The organism is Microbacterium sp. LMI1x-1-1.1 (assembly GCF_040676205.1).
Lineage (GTDB): Bacteria > Actinomycetota > Actinomycetes > Actinomycetales > Microbacteriaceae > Microbacterium > Microbacterium aquilitoris.
Genome location: NZ_JBEGHM010000002.1, coordinates 376,096 through 395,933 on the forward strand (window position 1 = coordinate 376,096; position 19,838 = coordinate 395,933).

The window sequence follows — 19,838 nt, forward strand, 5'->3', positions numbered from 1 at the left end:
CGATATGGCCTTCAAGACGGAGGCTCGTTTCGAGGGCATGGATTACCACGCCCTCAATGCGATGCTCAACCTGTACGGCGAGGACGGGAAGATCCAGTTCGACGCCGACAAGCGTGCCGCGAGGGAGTACTTCCTGCAGCACGTCAACCAGAACACGGTGTTCTTCCACTCCCTCAAGGAGAAACTCGACTACCTCGTCGAGAAGGAGTACTACGAGGGCGCCGTCATCGAGGCGTACCCGTTCGAGTTCATCCAGCAGATCCACGACCGTGCGTACGCGGCGAAGTTCCGCTTCGACACGTTCCTCGGCGCGTTCAAGTACTACACGAGCTACACGCTGAAGACCTTCGACGGCAAGCGCTACCTCGAGCGCTTCGAGGACCGCGTCGTCATGACCGCCCTGGCGCTCGCCGCGGGTGACCAGGACCTCGCGAACAAGCTCGTCGACGAGATCCTCTCGGGCCGCTTCCAGCCCGCCACCCCCACCTTCCTCAACGCCGGCAAGGCTCAGCGCGGCGAGCTCGTCTCCTGCTTCCTCCTGCGCATCGAGGACAACATGGAGTCGATCGCCCGCGGCATCAACTCCGCCCTCCAGCTCTCCAAGCGCGGCGGCGGCGTCGCCCTGCTCCTCTCGAACATCCGCGAGGCGGGCGCCCCGATCAAGCAGATCGAGAACCAGTCGTCGGGCATCATCCCCGTCATGAAGCTGCTCGAAGACAGCTTCAGCTACGCGAACCAGCTCGGAGCGCGTCAGGGCGCCGGCGCCGTGTACCTCTCGGCCCACCACCCCGACATCATGAAGTTCCTCGACACCAAGCGCGAGAACGCGGACGAGAAGATTCGCATCAAGACGCTGTCGCTGGGTGTCGTCGTCCCCGACATCACGTTCGAGCTCGCGAAGAACGACGAGGACATGTACCTGTTCTCGCCGTACGACGTCGAGAAGGTCTACGGCGTGCCCTTCGGTGACATCTCCGTCACCGAGAAGTACCGCGAGATGGTCGACGACGCGCGCATCAAGAAGACGAAGATCAAGGCGCGCGAGTTCTTCCAGACCCTCGCCGAGATCCAGTTCGAGTCGGGCTACCCGTACATCATGTTCGAGGACACGGTGAACAAGGCCAACCCGATCAAGGGTCGGATCAACATGTCCAACCTGTGCTCGGAGATCCTCCAGGTCAACACGCCGACGACGTTCAACGAGGACCTCTCGTACGACCAGATCGGCAAGGACATCTCCTGCAACCTGGGCTCGATGAACATCGCCCTGGCGATGGACGGCCGCAACCTCGCCGGCACGGTCGAGACCAGCATCCGCGCCCTCAGCGCGGTCAGCGACCAGAGTCACATCCGCTCGGTCCGTTCCATCGAGGACGGCAACGACAAGTCGCACGCCATCGGCCTCGGCCAGATGAACCTGCACGGATACCTCGCCCGCGAGCACGTCCACTACGGCTCGGAGGAGGGTGTCGACTTCACGAACATCTACTTCTACACCGTGCTGTTCCACGCACTGCAGGCCTCGAACAAGATCGCTATCGAGCGCGGCAAGGTCTTCGACGGCTTCTGGGACTCGACCTACGCCTCCGGTGAGTTCTTCGACAAGTACACCGAGCAGGAGTGGAAGCCGGCGACCGCCCGCGTCGAGGAGCTCTTCGAGGGCATCCACATCCCGACGCAGGAGGACTGGCTCGAGCTGAAGGCATCCGTCCAGAAGCACGGCATCTACAACCAGAACCTCCAGGCCGTCCCGCCGACCGGCTCGATCTCGTACATCAACAACTCGACGAGCTCGATCCACCCGATCGCGTCGAAGATCGAGATCCGCAAGGAAGGCAAGATCGGCCGCGTGTACTACCCGGCTCCGTTCATGACGAACGAGAACCTCGAGTACTACGAAGACGCGTACGAGATCGGCTACGAGAAGGTCATCGACACCTACGCCGCCGCCACCCAGCACGTCGACCAGGGCCTGTCGCTGACGCTGTTCTTCAAGGACACCGCCACCACCCGCGACATCAACCGGGCTCAGATCTACGCCTGGCGCAAGGGCATCAAGACGATCTACTACATCCGTCTGCGTCAGATGGCGCTCGAGGGCACCGACATGGCCGAGTGCGTCTCGTGCATGCTCTGATCCGGTCCGAGATTCGATAGAGGAAAAGACATGACCCCCGAACCCCTCAAGCTCCTCGGCTCGGTCCAGGCGATCAACTGGAACCGCATCCAGGACGACAAGGACCTCGAGGTGTGGAACCGCCTCGTCAACAACTTCTGGCTCCCCGAGAAGGTGCCGCTGTCCAACGACATCCAGTCGTGGGCGACGCTCACCCCCGAAGAACGCCAGACGACGATGCGCGTCTTCACCGGTCTGACGCTCCTGGACACCATCCAGGGCACCGTCGGCGCCGTCTCGCTCATCCCCGATGCGATCACCCCGCACGAGGAGGCCGTCTACACGAACATCGCGTTCATGGAGTCGGTGCACGCGAAGAGCTACTCGTCGATCTTCTCGACGCTCGCCTCGACGCCTGAGATCGACGACGCGTTCCGCTGGTCCACCGAGAACGAGAACCTTCAGAAGAAGGCTCGCATTGTCATGGACTACTACCGCGGCGATGAGCCCCTGAAGCGCAAGGTCGCCTCGACGCTGCTCGAGTCGTTCCTCTTCTACTCGGGGTTCTACCTGCCGCTGTACTGGTCGTCGAAGGCCAAGCTGACGAACACGGCCGACATCATCCGCCTCATCATCCGTGACGAGGCCGTGCACGGCTACTACATCGGCTACAAGTTCCAGCGCGGACTCGAGACGCTCGGCCAGGCCGAGCGCGACGAGCTCAAGGACTACACGTTCTCGCTGCTCTACGAGCTCTACGACAACGAGGTGCACTACACGCAGGACCTCTACGACGGCATCGGTCAGACCGAGGACGTCAAGAAGTTCCTGCACTACAACGCGAACAAGGCGCTCATGAACCTCGGCTACGAGGCCATGTTCCCGGCCAGCGTCACCAACGTGAACCCGGCGATCCTGTCGGCGCTCTCGCCGAACGCGGACGAGAACCACGACTTCTTCAGCGGGTCGGGCTCGTCCTACGTCATCGGCAAGGCCGTCGCGACCGAGGACGACGACTGGGACTTCTGAGCCCCTGACGAAGACCCCCGGCACTGCTCGTACGAGCGGATGCCGGGGGTCTTCGTTCGTGCACGCGCCCGGTGACGGATGCAAGGGGTTCCTCGCGACACGCCGGGAGCGGGGGAGCGTACGACGGGGTGTCGTCTCGGATCCCTTGCATCGACTCGCGGTCGCGGCCCTGGGGCCTGCACCGACGCTGAAAGACCCCCGACCCGTTCTCGCGAACGATCGCCGGGGGTCTTTCGCTGTCCCGGTCGACGGCGCACGCTGCCCGTTGCGTGCGAAGCGTTCCCGGGATCCCGATGCCGGCTCGGAGCGAGCGCGGACGTCGGGGACGCACGGTGCTCGCTCATCCCCTCAGTGAGCTTCACGATCAACGCGAGATGCGGCCCCCAAGCCGCAGTGAGCACCTCGCCATCTCCTCCTTCGGAGCGGACGGCGGATCGGATCGGAGGCGAGTCGATCGTCCCGCAGCCGCCGATGAGGCCGGGCGGCGCATTCCGCTTAGACTCGCGTGGTGACTCAGCTCGTCGACGCCCCGGGTGGGCCCCATACCGCACCGCCCGCATCGTCGCCGGAAGCACCGCGCCACCGCGTCCGGGCGGACATCCAAGGCCTCCGCGCCATCGCGGTCGCCTCCGTCGTGGTCTACCACTTCTGGCCGTCGCTCCTTCCCGGTGGCTTCACCGGTGTCGACGTGTTCTTCGTCGTCTCGGGGTTCCTGATCACCGGGCAGATCCTGCGCGACGTCGACCGCCACCGCCCCCTCCGCTTCGCCGCGAGGTTCTGGGCCGCCCGCGTCCGACGGATCATGCCGGCCGCGCTCCTCGTGCTCGGCTTCGTGCTCGTCGCCTCGTGGTTCATCGTTCCCGCCTCCCAGTGGCCCGAGATCGGCCGGCACGTGCTCGCGTCGGCGCTCTCGATCGAGAACTGGGTCCTCGCCGGTGACGCGGTCGACTACGGCGCGGAAGGCGCCGCGCCGAGCCCCGTCCAGCACTTCTGGTCGCTGTCGGTCGAGGAGCAGTTCTACCTCGTCTGGCCGGTGCTGCTCCTGCTCGCCACCCTGTTCGCACGGCGCTTCAGTCCGATCGGCCGCCTGGGACGCCGGGGCGTCGTGGGAGTCGTCATGGGTCTCGTCCTGGTGGCGAGCCTCTGCTTCTCGTTCATCTTCACGAACGTCGATCCCGGCGCCGCGTACTTCGTCACGCCGACCCGGATGTGGCAGCTCGCCGCCGGCGGTCTCGTCGCCCTGGTCGCCGTACGAGGCATCCGCTTCGCTCCGTGGGTCGGTGTCGCCCTGATCGGAATCGGGTTCTTCGTCCTGAACGTGGACATGCCCTACCCGGGCATCGCCGCGATGATCCCGACGGTCGGCGCCTGCCTCGTGCTGCTCGGGGGGCCTGACGGACGATTCTCGTTCGACCGCGCCGTGAGCGCCCGACCGATCCAGCACCTCGGCGACATCTCCTACTCGGTCTACCTGTGGCACTGGCCGCTGCTGATCATCGTCCCGATCGCGCTCGGACACGAGCTGAGCATCCTCGAGGCCTTCGGTCTGCTCGCCATCATCCTCGTGGTGTCGGAAGCGAGCTATCGCTTCGTCGAGCAGCCGTTCCGACGTGGATGGCTGCTGCGGACGTCTCCTCGAAGCCTCGCGCTCGGAACCGTCGCGGTCCTCATCATCGTCGCCGGCGCCGTCAGGTTCGACGCCAGCGGGCAGGCTCGCATCGAGGCCGCCGCTGCGGAGTTCGAGCAGACCGTCGCCTCCGCCGACGAATGCTTCGGTGCCGCCGCGCTCGACAACAAATGCGGTGATCCCTTCGCCCCGGTCGACGAGGCCGCAGCACTCGCCGGCAACAACGACCTGCCGATCGCCTCACGCAAGCCGCGCTGCTCTGACGACACCGGCCCGTTCAGCGAGGTCGTCTGCCACTACGGCGATCCGAACGGAGCCCGCACGGTGCTGCTGTGGGGCAACTCCCACGCGTCGGCGTGGAGCGACGCGATCGATGCCGCGGGAAAGCGCCTCAAGTGGAACGTCATCGTGGCGTCGCGCTCCGGTTGCCCGGCGACGCTGGGCACCCCGCCGCCGAACGAGATCCGCAAGACGTCCCAGGAAGAACAGAAGGGGTGCGCCGAGCGCAACGAGTGGGTCGTCTCGACCCTTGCCCCGAAGGTCGACCTCGTCGTCATGTCCGACCTCCGCGCCGGCTACGCCGACGGCGCTCGCAGCGTCGACGGTTTCGTCGAGGCGATCACGCGCGTGCGGGAGGCCGGCGCCACGGTGGTCTGGCTCGGCGACGTCCCGTTGACCGACGGGATCACCACCCGACGTGACGGCCCCGAGTGCCTCGAACTCAACGGCCAGTGCTCGAACCCCGTCAGCAAGGCGCTCGTCGCCCGCAGCGTCACCGACGAGGTCGCGAAGCGCGTACCGGACCTCCTCACGATCGATCCGACGGACCGGTTCTGCGATGACCAGCGCTGCTACTCCGCCGTGGGCGGGGTGTCGGTGTACTTCGACGGGCTCCACCTGAGCGGGACGTACTCGCGCACCCTCGGCCCCTGGCTCGCCCGCGAGCTGAAGGCCTGCGCGCAGGGCACATCCTCCTGCCCCGCGCTCTGACGCGGCGTCGGAGCGTGAGCGCCTCAGCGCTCGACGCGGCCGCAGGAGGACACGGCGAGGATGTCCAGCGCCACCGGCGCATCGGCAGCGCGCTCGGTGATGTCCACGGACACGCCCGATCCCGCGCGGTTGAGGCGCACGGTGGCGAGGTCGACGTCGATCCCGACGGGCTCGACGGCCCAGCCGTCGCCGAGTGAGGTGGGCAGGTCCGCGAGGACGGATGCCGCGTCCGCGGCGCCCGGCAGCGTCACCTGCCCCTGGATCGTCGCGAAGGCGGTCCCGCGCGGGCCGTCGACCGTGGCCGAGCCCGTTCCGCAGGGCGTCGAGGTCGGGTCGCCCGACGCCGTGTACGTCGACCCCGTCGGCATCGCCGCCACGACCTCGGTCACCGCCTCCTCGGACTGCGCGCGCACTGCGTCGAAGGTCGGGCCCGCGGCGGGGGCGCATGCCGTGAGGCTGAGGGCCAAGGTTCCGACCAGCACCGTTGCTGCGACGGACCGGGCGGGCATCAGCCGCTGCTCTCGTCGGCGAGGGAGGTGAGAAGCAGTCGCACGTCCTTCAACACCGTCCCGTTCGCCGACCCGTCGCCGCTGAAGAGGCGGTTGTGAAGCGTGAGGCCCTCGGCGAGCATTGCGGTGACGGTGCCGGTCGGCTTCTCGGAGAATCCGGGGTCGACGATCGTGATGCCGGGGAACTCCTCGGGGCCGATGCCGTAGCCGATGTCGCCCATCTGGAATCCGGCGTAGTAGCGGTTGATGTCGTCTTTGGCCTGCGTGGCGTAATAAGCCGTTCCGGGCACCGTCGTGTACCCGTCTGTGGCGCCGACTCCCGCGGCGAGGAACCGGGCGGTGAATCGTGCCCCGGCCATCTCGGCGGCGCTTCCGACCTGGGACCCGGCGCTGTGCTCGTAGCTCAGCGTCGGAAGTCCGGGGAAAGCGGCGTCGATTCCCTTCACGATGTGAGCGTAGTCCGCCCCCGCCGCGGTGGCGATGGTGTTGTTCTGCGGGCCCGAAGCGAGATCGACCGAGATCTGCGGCATGGGTGCCGCGAGGACGGTGAAGGCGAGGATCGGCGCCGAAGGATCGGCGTGCTGGACCTGCCAGTTCGCGAAGGACGTGACGGGGTCATCGTTCATGAACGTCGCGATCGACGCGTTGGTCCCCGGCACGACGAAGAGGATGCCGGTGGCCGCCGCCGGATCCCCCGCCATCTCGACGATCGAGCCCCGGACCGGGTTGTACAAGTAGAGCTGGACGAGGCCGAGGGCGACTTTCGTGAGATACGCACGTTCGCGTTCCAGCGCTTCGAGGTCGCCGGCGGAAGGCGAATCCTCGTGCGTCACGAGTCCGGTCAGGAGGAAGTCGAGTCGTCCCAGGCGTTCCCGGGCTCCGACACGGTTGGCGGCGACACGGACCTCGGCGGGCAGCCCGTCGAGCGCACCGATGAGATCCGGGACGTCGTGCACGAGCTGTGCCCGCGTGGCGAGGGTGAGGCCGCCCCACCAGGCTGAGGCGACGGTCGGCGTGGTGGAGTCGAGGATGCTCTGCTGGGCGGCGGGGGAGTGGGCGACCTCCGCCGTCAACTGCGCATGCGAGAGGGTGGCGATGTCGTCGAGGGTGAGCTGATGGGCGGAGCTCGCCAGGGCGGCGCGGACCTGCGGGACCGATCGCTCGTCGTCGGCGGAGGGGGCGTGCGAGCCGAGGGCGAACACCATCGCGGCTGCGGCGAGCGCAGCCGTCGGCAGATGGATCGCGCGGAGCATACCGCTGATGATACGGGCGCGCGGGATCTCACATGTTTCGCAGATGAGAACTCGTTCATCTCTTCCGTCGTGGCCGGAAAATCGCTACCGAATCGCGGTGGCGCGGATGCTGACCGCGGCGCGGCGTGACTCATAGACTTCTGCCGTGGCAGATACCCCCGCAGAGGATGCACCGCGCTTCAGTCCCGTCATCGCGCTCCTCGCCGTTTCTGCCTCGTGGGAGGCCCAATTGGCGGCCGAGCTGCGTGATCTCGGGATCTCGACGCGCAAGTTCGGCCTGCTCGGTCACATCGGCGCGGAGCCCGGGATCTCCTTCTCGGAACTCGCCCGCAGATCCCGCATCACGGTGCAGTCGGCTCATGCCGCCGTTCACGCCCTCGTCGACGACGGGCTGGTCGCCGACGCGACGGCGCAGGCCGGAGCGGCGAGCGACCTGAGCGTCACCGAGCGTGGGGCTGAGGTCCTGCGGGACGCGCAGGACCGTCTGGAGCGGCTCGACGAGTCACTCTCGCACTCGTTGCCGCGGGTGGCCGAATCGCTCGGCGGCATCCGAGCGGGTGTGATCGAGTGAGCGCGCGGGCCGTGACGATCCGTCGACGCGAGGGCGCGCTGCGGAGCATCGCCCGCGTCGGCCTCGCGGTCCTGTTGACGGCCGCCGGCGTCGCGCACCTGACGGTGCTCCGGCGCGGGTTCCGGATCGCCGTTCCGGACTGGGCGACGCGCCTGTTCCGGACCGACAAGGACACGATCGTCGTCGTGTCCGGTGTCGTGGAGGCGGGGTTGGGGGCCGCCCTCATCGCGCTGCCGCGTGAACGGCGCCGCGTGGGTCTGGCCGTCGCGGCCCTGTTCGTCGCCGTGTTCCCCGGCAACGTCCATCACTGGCGATCGGGTCGCGACGTGCCGGGGATGGACTCCGACGCCAAACGCTTCGCCCGGCTGTTCTTCCAACCGGTGCTCGTGCTGTGGGCGCTGTGGGCCACGCGGCGATGACGCGACCGACGCCATCCTTCAGGTAGGCTGAAGGAGTGTTCCGCACCCCTCTCTCGATCTTCCGCATCCTCGCCGTCGCCGAGGTGTTCTCCTGGACCCTCCTCATCGCCGCCCTCATCGTCCGTGCGGTGGGAGGTCCTGCCGTCGCCGTCACGATCGGCGGCGGCATCCACGGCTTCGTCTTCCTGTCGTACGGCGCGACCGCCATCCTCGTCGCTCTCAACAACCGGTGGAGCCTCGGCACCTCGGTGCTCGCCGTGGGTTCGGCCGTCATCCCGTACGCGACGCTCCCCGTCGAGAGGTGGCTGCACCGCACCGGCCGCCTCGACGGTGCGTGGCGGCTCGAGGAGACCTCGGACCCCCGCGACCGGCGGCCGATCGACCGCCTGCTGCGCTGGTTCCTGCGCCACGCCGGCATCCTGGTCGCCCTCATCGTGGCGGCGGTGGTCGCCCTCTACGTCATCCTGCTGCTCGTCGGTCCTCCCGGAGGACGGTGAGCGTCACCGACGCGTCGACACCGTCACGGTGAACTTCGCGTCGCGCGCGACCTGACGGGTGGGCCCGACGAGGCGCTCGAGATCACCCCGGTACCGCATCCCCGAGTTCCAGACGCACCACAGCTCACCGCCCGGACGCAGCACGCGTGCCGCGTCCGCGAACAGGCGGAACGCGAGCCGCTCGGTCAGCGCCGCCCCGCTGTGGAACGGCGGGTTGAGGGCGATGAACGACGCGGATGCCGCGGGCCGGCCCGCGAGCAGGTCATCGCGGGCGACCTCGACCCGACCCTCGACACCGTTCGCGGCGGCCGTCGCCCGTGCCGAGGCGACCGCCGCGGCGGACTGATCCGAGGCGTAGACGTATGCCGCCGGATGCCGCGTCGCGAGGTGCGCGGCGACCGCACCCGTCCCGCACGCCATGTCGATGAGCGGGTCCTCCGGCGATCCGCCGGCGGGGTCCTCCGGCAGATGTGCGATCAGGAGCCGCGTGCCGTTGTCGAGCCGTGCCCCGGCGAACGCACCGCCGAAGGCGCGGATCTCGAGGTCGCCCTCGCGTCCCGCCGCCGGTGCGGGCTCGTGGCCCGCGCGTGGGTCGCGCGCGAACAGGACGCGTGACTTCTGCCGGGCGTGCGAGACGTCGATCCGTCCGAAGTGCTCGCCGAGCACGTCGTTCATCGCGAGGGTCATGTGCTTGAGGCGGCCGCCGGCCACGACGACGACGTCGGGGGAGGCGTGCGCGGCGACGAGCGCGGCGACGTCGCGGAGGGCGTCGAGCGCGCGGGGCAGGCGGACGAGCACGACCCGCGCGTCGCTGACGGCGTCGGCGTCGAGACCGACGACCCGGATGCGATCGCTCAGCCCGAGCTCCTCGGCGTTCCGGGAGATCGCCCGCTCACCGGCCAGCGCATCCTGGTGCACACGGACGTCCCGCGCGCCGTCGTGCGCGGCCGCCAGGGCGAGAGCGCCGTGGGTGTCGCCGATCGCGACGATCGACCTGGCCGGTGCGTCGGCGCGGAGGCCGGCAGATTCATCCAGGATGAGGCGGTCGGCGGCATCCGATGCCACCAGGTCGGGACCTTCGACGTCGGGGCGACGGGAGAGCCGGTCGAAGGGGAACGGGGTGGGGCTCGGCACCTCACCAGCGTAGGCGAGGGCGCCGCCGGCGCCCGGCGGGGGGATACTCGGAGGATGAAGACAATCGCTCGCTGGGCTCTCGCCGGCGCCATGGTGTTCGCCGGACTCAGCCACCTGTTCTGGGCGCGCAAGGAGTTCCAGGCGCAGGTCCCCGACCTTGTGACCGACACCCTCCCGATCGACAAGGACGGCGTCGTCGTCGCCTCCGGGGCCGTCGAGATGATGCTCGGCGCCGCGCTCGTGGTGCTCCCGAAGGAGCGGCGCCGCATCGGCGTCATCCTCGCCGCCTTCTTCGTCGCGATCTTCCCCGGCAACCTCGACCAGGCGCTCAAGAAGCGCGACGGCTTCCGGCTCGACAGCGACACCGCGCGCTGGCGTCGCCTGCTGTTCCAGCCCGTTCTCGTTGCCTGGGCGCTCTGGTCCACGCGCGACTGATCCGGCCGCGAACGACGATGCCCTCGACCGGTGAACGGTCGAGGGCATCGTTTCGTGCCGAGGGGTCAGGTGCGCATCCCGCCCGTCCGCAGCCGCGACAGCGCGTCGACGGTGGCGGCGAGGATCAGGACGCCACCCGTGACGAGGAGGTTGAACCCCGCGTCGAGCTGCAGGAGCCCCAGTCCGTTGATGATGACCGCGATGACGAGAGCGCCGATCGCTGCGTGGATGAGGCGTCCTCGACCACCGAACAGACTCACGCCGCCGACGACGGCCGCCGCCACGCCCGAGAGGACGATGTCGCGACCGACGGCACCGTCGACCGAGCCGACGCGCGCCTGGTTGAACAGCAGTGACACGACGGCGAGGCCCGAGGCGGCGACGAAGCACCACCACTTCACCCAGCGCACCTTGATGCCGGCGCGGCGAGCCGCCTCGGCGTTGCCGCCGATGGCGTAGACGTACCGGCCGAACCGGGTGCGGTCGAGGACGAACGTGCCGATGAAGAGGATCGTCAGCACCACCGGGACGATGATCGGCACGCCCTCGATCGGGATGATCGACTGCGACCGGTTGAGGTTCAGCACGAAAACGGCCACTCCGCCGAGGATCGCGAGCACAGCGAGCTTGGCCCACACGAGGGCGATCGGACGGTTGGGCACGCCGGCGCGGGTGCGGCGTCGGCGATCCCAGTACGACAGGCCGCCCGAGATCAGCAGCATGACCAACAGCATCACCCAGCCGCCCCAGACGGGCAGGCGTCCGTTCTGCAGCGCCAGCAGCTCAGGCGCCTCGATCGGGTAGAGACCGCCGGCACCGATGATGAGCAGGGCGAGGCCCTGGTAGCCGAGGAACAGACCGAGGGTCACGACGAATGACGGGATGCCGATCCTCGCCACGAGGAATCCGATCAGCGCTCCGGTGGCCAGGCCCACCACGAACCCGATCGCCAAGGCGGGCGGCCACGGGATGTCGAATTTCACGTTCAGAACGACGAACGAGGCGACGCCGACGCCGCCGGTGACACCCGCCGACAGGTCGATCTCGCCGAGCAAGAGGACGAACACGAGCGCCATGCCGAGCACGACGAGGGATGCCGCCTGGCTCATCAGGTTCGCGAAGTTGATAGGGGTGAAGAAGTACTGGCTCAGCGTGCTGAACAGGATGACCAGCAGGATGAGGCCACCGACGGCGGGAAGGGCGCCCATTTCGCCGCCGCGCACGCGCTGGAGCCACGCCTTGATCTGGTCGCCGACGCCCCCTTCGACGCCGCTGCCGATGAGGTCGCTCACGACGGGGTCGGGTGCCGCCGCGGTCCGGGTGCTGGTGCTCATGCGTCGCCTCCGACGGGGATGGTGGATGTGCCCACGAGCTGAACGCCCGGCGGGATCTTGGTTCCGGTGATGTAGCCGACGATCTCGTCGCGGGTCGACTCGGCCGTCGGGACCTGGGCGACCATCTGGCCGAGGTACAGCACGGCGATGTCGTCGGCGACGGCGAAGACATCAGCCAGGTTGTGGCTGATGAGGACCACGGCGACGCCCTGGTCCGCGAGGCGCCGGACGAGGTTCAGCACCTGCTCCGTCTGCGCGACGCCGAGGGCGGCGGTGGGTTCGTCGAGGATGACGACGCGCGCCTTCTTGAGGACGGCACGTGCGATCGCGACCGTCTGACGCTGACCTCCGGAGAGGCTCGACACCTTCTGCCGAACGCTCTTCACGGTTCGCACCGACAGGGAGCGCAGCGTGTCCGAGGCGTCCTTCTCCATGCGGCCTTCGTCGAACGTGCCCCCGATGACCTCTTCGCGGCCGAGGAACATGTTCTGGACGATGTCGAGGTTGTCGCAGAGGGCGAGGTCCTGATAGACCACCTCGATGCCCAGGGCGCCTGCTTCGCGGGGGGTCCGGAGCGACTGCTCCTGACCGTCGACGAGGATCTCGCCGGTGTCGTAGGGCTGCACGCCGGCGAGGCCCTTGATGAGGGTGGACTTTCCGGCGCCGTTGTCGCCGACGAGGGCGGTCACCATGCCGGGTCGGACCGTGAGGTCGACGCCTTTGAGGACGCTGACCGGTCCGAAGGACTTCGTGACGCGGCGGAGTTCGATGATGGGTTCGCTCATGCGGGTTCTCCAGGGAGGTCGAGGGGTGTCGCGCAGAGAGAGGGGAGTGGGGATGCCGCGGGTCGCGGCATCCCCACTCCCGTCAGATCACTCGACGCCGAATTCGGTGCACTTGTCGGCGAGGCTGACGCCGGCGATCTCGCCGGTGCAGACGTCCGAGGCGGAGGCGTCACCGGCGGCGACGACGTCCTTGACCTTGTCGGGGCCGACGAGCTGCGGCGTGACCGAGATGTACGGCGTGCCGTCGTCGAGCTTCTGGTCGGCCGTCGGCGTCGACCCGTTCAAGAGGTCCGTTGCGACCTTGATGGCGGCCTCGGCCTCGTCCTTGACGGGCTTGTAGACGGTGGCCGTCTGCCATCCGGTCAGGATGTTGCGCAGGCCCTCCACGTTGGCGTCCTGGCCCGAGACGGCGACACCCTTGAGGTCGCGGTCCTGGAGCACCTTGATGACGCCGTCGGCGTTGGTGTCGTTGGCGGCCCAGACGCCGTCGACCTTGCCGCCGTTCGCGGTCAGTGCCTGCTCGAAGTTGGTCTGGGTCTTCGCGCCGTCCCAGACTCCCGGGGGCTCGGCGACCGGCTTGATGCCCGCCGCTTCCATGACCTCCTTCGCGCCCTTGAGGAACATCGCGGCGTTGCCGTCGGTCGGGTCGCCGCCCATGTAGAAGACGGCGGCCGTCTTCGGGTCCTTGTTCGCGGCCTTGAGGCCGTCGAGGACGGTCTGCCCCTCGAGCTTGCCGACCTCGACGTTGTCGAAGGAGACGTAGTAGTCCGCGCCCTTGAAGGGGCGGTCGTACGCGATGACGGGGATGCCCTGAGCCTTCGCCTTGGTGGCGACGCCGACGGCGGCGCCGTTGTAGTCGACGAGCATCATGACGCCGCAGCCCTTGGTGAGCTGTTGGTCGGCGATCGTCGTGTACTTCGACGTGTCACCACCGGCGTTCTGGATGTCGACCTCGAAGCCGGCGCCCGTGAGCCCCTCTTCCAGGTACTTGCGGTCGAAGTTCTCCCACCGGGGCGACGACGCGGCGTCGGGAAGGATGACGCAGGCGCGCCCGGCTTCAGCGGGAGCCGCGCCACCGCTCGAACCGGCGGGCGCCGGGGTGCTCGTGCTGGAACAGCCGGCGAGCAGGAGTGCAGCGGCCCCGAGGGCTGCGGCAACGGACAGGGACTTCTTCATCGTTCGCCTTTCGACAGTGAAATCGAGCGAGCGCGACATCGCGCTTGACGATGATCTTGATGTGTTCACGAAATGAAGTCAAGATGTGAACATAACGCTTTCGTCACCGTCGACGGTCGGCCCGAACCCTCCGAGGAAGCGCTGCGCGGCGAGCGTACGGACTAGGTCCGACCCGTGCCGAGGCGGCTGCGGCGAGTGACGGCATCCAGCGCCACGGCGAAGACCAGCACGGCTCCGGTGACCATGTACTGCACCGACGAGCTGAGGTTGATGAGCGTAAATCCCGACGAGATCGCCTGGATCACGACGACGCCCAGGAGCGCGGCGAACGCCGACCCGCGTCCGCCGAACAGCGAGGCGCCGCCGATGATGGCCGCCGCGATCGCATTGAGGTTCGTATCCGCCGCGCCGGTGCTCTGGTTGGCCGCCGCGAGCCGGGCCGCGGCGAGGATGCCGCCCGTCGCCGCGAGCACCGAGCACAGCACGAACACCGAGACCACGACGCGGTCGACGCGGATGCCGGCCCGTCGCGCCGCCTCGATCGAGCCGCCGACCGCGAACACCGATCGGCCCCAGCGGGTGCGCGTCAGCGCCAGATGCGCGACCACGACGAGAACGACGAAGAGGACGAACATGAGTCCCACGCCGCGGGAGAGGTTGAGGTACCAGGATCCGCCGGCGAGACCGACGAGGAGCAGGGCGCCCCGGATCACGATGATGACCGTGCGCGTGCTCTCCAGTTCCGCGGCCGCTCGTCGCCGGGCCCGGCTGAGGAGCGTGGCGGTGTAGGCCAGCGCGGTCGCGGCCGACAGCACGTACGACAGCCAGGGCGGGAGGTACATCTGCTGGGCGAACTGCACGATCCACGAGTCGAAGGGGAGGTTGATCGAACCGGCGTCGCCCAGCACCCACAGCTGCACGCCGAGCAGGCCGAGCAGCCCGGCGAGCGTCACGACGAAGCTCGGCAGGCCGAGCGTGCTGCGCAAGAGCCCGTAGACGGCTCCCACGATGCCTCCGGCGGCGACCGCGGCGCCGATCGCGAGCACGAAGGGCCACTGCAGCTGCACGGCGCCCACCGTCAGGATCGCCGCCGCCACCCCCGACATCGAGCCGACCGACAGGTCGATCTCGCCGATGAGGAGGACGAGGACGATCCCGAGCGAGATCGTGCCCATCGCAGCGCACTGCATCAGCAGGTCGCTGAGGTTCCGGCTGGTCAGGAAGACGGGGTTAAGCGCCTGGAACACGACGGCGATCACGACGAGAGCCAGCACCACCGGCATCCGTCCGACGTCGCCGGATCGCACCCGGGTGAGAACGAGGCTGAGGATGCCGCCCTCCCGGTTCATCGGTCGCCGTCCACGCGGCGCCGGGCATCCGCGAGCGGGATGACGGGAGCCCGGGGTTCGTCGGGCGGGCTGACCGGCCGAACCGGGTCGAAGGCTCCCGTGATGGCGGCGATCAGCACTTCGCTCGTCGCCGTCTCGGCATCGAACTCGCCGTTGTTGCGGCCGAGGCGGAGGACCACGATGCGGTCGGCGACGGCGAGCACATCGGTGAGGTTGTGGCTGATGAGGACGACCCCGTGGCCCCGGTCGCGCAAGCGCTCGATGAGGTTGAGGACCTCGGCGGTCTGTGCGACGCCGAGGGCAGCGGTCGGTTCGTCCAGGATCACGATGCGCGGCTCCCCGATGAGGGACCGGGCGATCGCGACGGTCTGACGCTGGCCGCCCGACAGCGTCGAGACCGGCACGCGGACCGACGGGACCTTCGCCGCGAGTTCGCGCAGCAGCATCCAGGTCCGCTCTTCCATGCCCACCTCGTCGAGGCGACCGCGCTCGATGAGCTCGCGACCGAGCCACAGGTTGGCGACGACGTCGAGGTTCTCGCAGAGCGCGAGGTCCTGGAACACGGTCGCGATGCCGAGGTCCTGCGCGTCCGCCGGGCTCGAGAGCTGCACGAGCTCGCCGTCGAGCTCGATCGTCCCGGCGTCGGCGGGGTGGACGCCGGCGAGGATCTTCACGAGTGTCGACTTGCCGGCGCCGTTGTCGCCGACGAGGGCGACGACCTCGCCCTCGCGGACGCGGAAGTCGACACCGTTCAGGGCGCGGACCGCGCCGAAGCGCTTGTCGATGCCGCGCATCGACAGGACGTGATCGCCGGTGCGACGGGGGGAGACGCTCACGCTCGGTGCTCTCATTCCAGGCCTGCGGCGGCGCAGGCCTCGGCGTAGGTGGGGGTGCAGATGTCCGCGACGGTCCAGAAGCCGTCCGCGACGACGGTGGACGCGATGTTGTCCACGGTGACAGCGACGGGAGTCAGCAGGGTGGCCGGGATGCCGTCGATCGTCGTGTCGCCGGCGGGCTTCTCACCGGCCGCGAGCTGCACGGCGACGTCGGCGGCGATCGTGGCCTGCGTGCGGATCGCCTTGTAGACGGTCATGTACTGATCGCCCTCGACGATCCGCTGGAGGGCGGTGAGCTCGGCATCCTGCCCGGTGACGATGGGGAAAGGCGAGACGTCCGCAGCGCGGAGGGCGGCGATCGCACCGCTGGCGGTGCCGTCGTTGGCGGCGTACACGGCGGCCACCTCATCGCCGTACTGCGCCAGCTGGCCCGAGACCCACGCCTGCGCCTTGTCGGGACTCCAATCCGGGGTGTCGTACTCGGCGAGCACGCGCAGACCCGCCGCGGCGATCACCCGGCGGGCGCCGTCGCGGAACTGCGCCGCGTTGCTGTCGGTGGGAGCGCCGTGGACCATCAGGATGCCGCCGTCGCTGCGACCCTCCTTCTCGAGACCTGCCACGAGGGCCTCCGCCTGCAGTTCGCCGACACGCTCGTTGTCGAACGACACGTAGTACGCGGGCTTCCCGCCGCCGATGATCATCCGGTCGTACGAGATGACCGGCACGCCCTCGGCGGTCGCCGCCGCGAGGATGGATGCCGCGGCCCGGCCGTCGACGGGGTCGAGGACGAGGACGGCGGCTCCCGCGGCGAGCGCGGACTCCGCCTGCTGCTGCTGCCGCGCGGCATCCTGATCGGCGTTCGTGTACAGCACCTGCGCGTCGCCGAGTTCCGCGATGCGCTTCTCGAAGACGGGCCGATCGAAGGTCTCGTAGCGTGCGGTCTTCTTGTCGGGGAGGAGCAGCGCGATGATCGTGCGCGGCGACGAGTTGTCGGGGAGGGCGCAGCCCGAGAGTGCGGCAGCAGACGCCGCCACGAGCAGGACGGCCGTGAGGAACCGTCTCATGCGGGGAACGCGACCAGATCTGCGTCGACGGCCACGTGATCGAGGGCCAGGGCGATCGCGCCGCGCGTCTCGGCCCACTCCGCGAAGGCGGACGCGACGATCTCGGGCACCCCGCCGCCGAGGATCGCGCGCTCCAGGGCGTGCCGGAGCGGAGCGAGGAGGATCTCGCCCGCGCGGGCCAGCTCGCCTCCCACGACGATGCGCTCGGGGTCGATGAGGTTGCACAGGCTCGCCGCGGCGATGCCGATGTGGCGGCCGGCATCCGCGATCGTGCGCTGCGCGGCGGGGACGCCGTCGCCCGCGGCCGTGACGAGGTCACGGAGGCGATGGATGCCGTCGGCCTCGCTGAAACCGGCCAGGAGCGCAGGACCGGCGGCCACCGTCTCGAGACAGCCGCGGTTGCCGCAACGGCAGCGGCCGCCGTTCTCGTCGATCGTCATGTGACCGATCTGTCCGGTGCGTCCGCTGGCTCCGCGGAAAAGCTCACCGTCGACGAGGAGCCCGGCGCTGATGGAATGCCCCACGGTCACGTAGACGGACGAGGATGCCCCGCGGGCGGCGCCTTCGCGGGCCTCGGCGAGTGCTCCCAGGTTCGCCTCGCTGTCGACGTGGACGGGACGCCCGATCCGCGCTGAGAGGCTGCGGGCGATGTCGACGCCGTCCCAGCCGGGGAGGAGACCGGGCGTGGAGATGACCGAGGTACGGGGATCGACGGGCGCCGGCAACGCCAGACCGACCGCCAGGAGGTCGGACAGCGATCCGCCGAGACCCTCGACCATGTCGCCGAGGAGCAGGCTGAGCCGGTCCAGCTCGGCGTCGTGTCGATGGTCGGGGGCGAGGGGGAGCGAGGTCTCGGCGACGACCGAGCGGGTCGCGTCGGCGATGGCGACGTGGAGCTTCCGCGTGGAGAAATGCGCGCCCGCCACGAGCCCGACCTGTCGGGCGAGCGAGACGAGGGTCGCGCGGCGACCACTGCGCGAGGTGAACGAGGTGTGCAGGACCCCCGTCGCCGTGAGCTCTTTGACGATGTTCGACACCGTCGCGGGGGAGAGCCCGGTCGCGCCGGCGAGCTCGATCTGCGTCAAGCGCCCATGCCGCTTGAGCGAATCGAGCAATCGTGCACGATTCGCCTCTCGCAGTGAGGACTGCGAGCCGGGCGGAGTTGACCGGCGAGCCACGGGGCCACCCTACCGTGCGGCGTGGTCGCGGGCGGGGCTCTTCGGGTCAGGAGGCGTCGACAGCGCGGACGCGGACGATGTTCGTCGACTCGTCCAGCTCGGCGATCTTCGGGTGCGCTTTGACGAAGTCCGAGAACGAGCGGTGGCCGAGGGACTTCTCGCTGAACGACGGGTCCATTCGTTTGAGCAGGTTCTTCACCGCCGACAGGTGCATCCACTCCTCGTCGGTACGGACCTGCTCGAGGCGCAGCGCGCGCGAGAGGAGCTGTTCGACGGGGTCGACGGCCTTCCGCCGACGGCGGCCCGCCTGGGGCGTGCTCTCCGGGGCGGGTTCGGGCTCGGGGGTCGCGACCCCGGGGAGGGCGTCGTACGCGTCGAACTGGTCGCACGCCGCCGCGAGCGATTTGGCCGTGGACCCGGCGACGCCGACGGCGACGACGAAGCGCCCGAGCCGCTTGCACCGCTGCGCGAGCGGGACGTAGTCGCTGTCGCCCGCCACGATCACGACGTGGGTGAGGTCCTCGAGGCGGAAGAGATCTTCGACGGTGTCGACGGCGAGACGGATGTCGGCGCCGTTCTTCGCGTAGGCGGCCGCGGGGAACAACTGCACGAGGTCGACCGCGCGGGCGACGAGCTGTTGGCGGTAGAGCGAGTTCACCGGCGACGACCAGTCGGCGTAGGCGCGGGTCAGGACCAGGGTTCCGAAGGATGCCGCGTAGTCCATGATCGCGCCGACGTCGATCATGGCGGCGGCCAGGCGCTCCGAGATCTCCTTCTCGTCGGGGTCGGCCGCGATCCGTTGCCGATCCCGCGAGTAGCTGTTGCGACCGTGGACCCGGTCGTACCAACTCATGACGATGTTGTCGAAATCGAGGTAGACCGCGACGCGGGGGATGGAGGAATCCGGCATCCCCCCAGTCTTACAGTTCGCGTGCCGCCGATGTTCCGGGAACCCGATCGCGCAGGCCCAGAACGAACTCGAGGATGTCGCGTGCGGGGGCGGAGCGGACGGTGCCGCGACCGAGTGTCCAGCCGTCATCGCTCGCGCGGAGCGAAGAACCCGCGACCGCAGCGCGCCGGTCGAAAGACATGCGCGTGACGGCATACAGCGCGACGGCGCCGCTGGTGGTCGCAGAAAGGGCGACCGGCCGGTCGCCCGCGAGGTCCAGGAGGGCGCGCGTCGCCGCGACGAGGGAGCGGATGCGCACGCGGCGTCCGGCGAGGATGGCCTCGACCACATCGGCGAACCCCGGGTCGTCGGATGCGGGGAGACCGGCGGCCCCCAGGAACGCGACACGCTCATCCGCGGTGCGCGCCAGGGGAGCAGCGAGTCGCACGACGTCGGCGAGTGCGGTGCGCCAATCGCCCGTGACACCGGCTTCGTCGACGCGTTCCCGATTGCTGAGGGGGAGGTGGCGCGACACGTCGGACATAGCGGTCAGCATAGGTGCGGCGCGCACGTCCGGCTGCGGCGAAAGGGTCGGCGTGCATAATGGGCCTCGGTCCGTGTGACCGTGAACATGGCCCGAGGGGGAC

General features: G+C 69.1%; 19 protein-coding genes. 7 read left to right on the forward strand and 12 right to left on the reverse strand.

What is annotated here, in order from left to right:
- Window positions 1-4 precede the first annotated feature (4 nt).
- From nrdE to MRBLMI1x_RS09570, 3 genes are all read left to right on the forward strand, one after another.
- Complete coding sequence (gene nrdE, locus MRBLMI1x_RS09560) at window positions 5-2,137, forward strand: class 1b ribonucleoside-diphosphate reductase subunit alpha (RefSeq protein ID WP_018188437.1); 2,133 nt, start codon at window positions 5-7, stop codon at window positions 2,135-2,137.
- 30 nt (window positions 2,138-2,167) lie between these two features.
- Window positions 2,168-3,145, forward strand: a complete 978-nt coding sequence (gene nrdF, locus MRBLMI1x_RS09565) for a class 1b ribonucleoside-diphosphate reductase subunit beta (RefSeq protein ID WP_018188436.1) — start codon at window positions 2,168-2,170, stop codon at window positions 3,143-3,145.
- Between the two features lie 508 nt (window positions 3,146-3,653).
- Window positions 3,654-5,762, forward strand: coding sequence for an acyltransferase family protein (locus MRBLMI1x_RS09570; RefSeq protein WP_363458463.1), 2,109 nt, complete (start codon window positions 3,654-3,656; stop codon window positions 5,760-5,762).
- A 23-nt stretch (window positions 5,763-5,785) separates the two neighbouring features.
- Here the strand turns inward: MRBLMI1x_RS09570 and MRBLMI1x_RS09575 are convergent, their stop codons facing one another.
- Window positions 5,786-6,271: a hypothetical protein gene (locus tag MRBLMI1x_RS09575; RefSeq protein ID WP_363458465.1), complete on the reverse strand. Its 486-nt coding sequence runs from the start codon at window positions 6,269-6,271 to the stop codon at window positions 5,786-5,788.
- A complete protein-coding gene (locus tag MRBLMI1x_RS09580) occupies window positions 6,271-7,524 on the reverse strand; it encodes a hypothetical protein (protein WP_363458467.1) in 1,254 nt (417 codons plus the stop codon). The genes MRBLMI1x_RS09575 and MRBLMI1x_RS09580 overlap by 1 nt, the downstream gene beginning before the upstream one ends.
- A gap of 145 nt (window positions 7,525-7,669) precedes the next feature.
- Here MRBLMI1x_RS09580 and MRBLMI1x_RS09585 point away from each other — a divergent pair, with 145 nt between their 5' ends.
- Genes MRBLMI1x_RS09585 through MRBLMI1x_RS09595 form a run of 3 tightly spaced genes read left to right on the forward strand, consistent with a single transcriptional unit; the run spans window position 7,670 to window position 9,011 of the window.
- On the forward strand, window positions 7,670-8,095 hold the full coding sequence (locus MRBLMI1x_RS09585) for a MarR family winged helix-turn-helix transcriptional regulator (protein WP_026303000.1): 426 nt from the start codon (window positions 7,670-7,672) through the stop codon (window positions 8,093-8,095).
- Window positions 8,092-8,514, forward strand: coding sequence for a DoxX family protein (locus tag MRBLMI1x_RS09590; protein WP_363458469.1), 423 nt, complete (start codon window positions 8,092-8,094; stop codon window positions 8,512-8,514). The genes MRBLMI1x_RS09585 and MRBLMI1x_RS09590 overlap by 4 nt, the downstream gene beginning before the upstream one ends.
- A 35-nt stretch (window positions 8,515-8,549) precedes the next feature.
- Entirely contained in the window at window positions 8,550-9,011 is a 462-nt protein-coding gene (locus MRBLMI1x_RS09595; protein ID WP_336124032.1) for a DUF3817 domain-containing protein, read from the forward strand.
- Window positions 9,012-9,014: 3 nt separating this feature from the next.
- Here MRBLMI1x_RS09595 and MRBLMI1x_RS09600 read toward each other — a convergent pair whose 3' ends face one another.
- Window positions 9,015-10,145 carry a class I SAM-dependent methyltransferase gene (locus MRBLMI1x_RS09600; protein ID WP_363458472.1) on the reverse strand — a complete coding sequence of 377 codons (1,131 nt, stop codon included), beginning with the start codon at window positions 10,143-10,145 and terminating at the stop codon, window positions 9,015-9,017.
- A gap of 54 nt (window positions 10,146-10,199) precedes the next feature.
- Between MRBLMI1x_RS09600 and MRBLMI1x_RS09605 the strand changes: the two genes are divergently transcribed.
- Window positions 10,200-10,580, forward strand: a complete 381-nt coding sequence (locus MRBLMI1x_RS09605; protein WP_026302998.1) for a DoxX family protein — start codon at window positions 10,200-10,202, stop codon at window positions 10,578-10,580.
- A gap of 65 nt (window positions 10,581-10,645) precedes the next feature.
- On the opposite strand, the gene MRBLMI1x_RS09610 is transcribed toward MRBLMI1x_RS09605, so the two are convergent.
- The 9 genes from MRBLMI1x_RS09610 to MRBLMI1x_RS09650 form a co-directional block, all read right to left on the reverse strand.
- Complete coding sequence (locus MRBLMI1x_RS09610) at window positions 10,646-11,914, reverse strand: sugar ABC transporter permease (protein WP_018188426.1); 1,269 nt, start codon at window positions 11,912-11,914, stop codon at window positions 10,646-10,648.
- Window positions 11,911-12,699, reverse strand: coding sequence for an ATP-binding cassette domain-containing protein (locus MRBLMI1x_RS09615; protein WP_018188425.1), 789 nt, complete (start codon window positions 12,697-12,699; stop codon window positions 11,911-11,913). Before MRBLMI1x_RS09615 ends, MRBLMI1x_RS09610 begins: the two co-directional genes overlap by 4 nt.
- A gap of 87 nt (window positions 12,700-12,786) precedes the next feature.
- The gene (locus tag MRBLMI1x_RS09620; protein ID WP_018188424.1) at window positions 12,787-13,875 is read right to left on the reverse strand and encodes a sugar ABC transporter substrate-binding protein; all 1,089 of its coding nucleotides are present in this window, start codon (window positions 13,873-13,875) and stop codon (window positions 12,787-12,789) included.
- A gap of 161 nt (window positions 13,876-14,036) precedes the next feature.
- Window positions 14,037-15,224: an ABC transporter permease subunit gene (locus MRBLMI1x_RS09625; protein WP_363458475.1), complete on the reverse strand. Its 1,188-nt coding sequence runs from the start codon at window positions 15,222-15,224 to the stop codon at window positions 14,037-14,039.
- Window positions 15,221-16,060, reverse strand: coding sequence for an ATP-binding cassette domain-containing protein (locus tag MRBLMI1x_RS09630; protein ID WP_020097000.1), 840 nt, complete (start codon window positions 16,058-16,060; stop codon window positions 15,221-15,223). The genes MRBLMI1x_RS09625 and MRBLMI1x_RS09630 overlap by 4 nt, the downstream gene beginning before the upstream one ends.
- 11 nt (window positions 16,061-16,071) lie before the next feature.
- Entirely contained in the window at window positions 16,072-17,124 is a 1,053-nt protein-coding gene (locus MRBLMI1x_RS09635; RefSeq protein WP_363458477.1) for a sugar ABC transporter substrate-binding protein, read from the reverse strand.
- A complete protein-coding gene (locus MRBLMI1x_RS09640; protein WP_311857185.1) occupies window positions 17,121-18,302 on the reverse strand; it encodes an ROK family transcriptional regulator in 1,182 nt (393 codons plus the stop codon). The genes MRBLMI1x_RS09635 and MRBLMI1x_RS09640 overlap by 4 nt, the downstream gene beginning before the upstream one ends.
- A 46-nt stretch (window positions 18,303-18,348) precedes the next feature.
- Window positions 18,349-19,212 carry an NYN domain-containing protein gene (locus tag MRBLMI1x_RS09645; protein WP_018188419.1) on the reverse strand — a complete coding sequence of 288 codons (864 nt, stop codon included), beginning with the start codon at window positions 19,210-19,212 and terminating at the stop codon, window positions 18,349-18,351.
- 10 nt (window positions 19,213-19,222) lie between these two features.
- A complete protein-coding gene (locus tag MRBLMI1x_RS09650; protein ID WP_363458480.1) occupies window positions 19,223-19,735 on the reverse strand; it encodes a hypothetical protein in 513 nt (170 codons plus the stop codon).
- Between the last annotated feature and the right edge of the window lie 103 nt (window positions 19,736-19,838).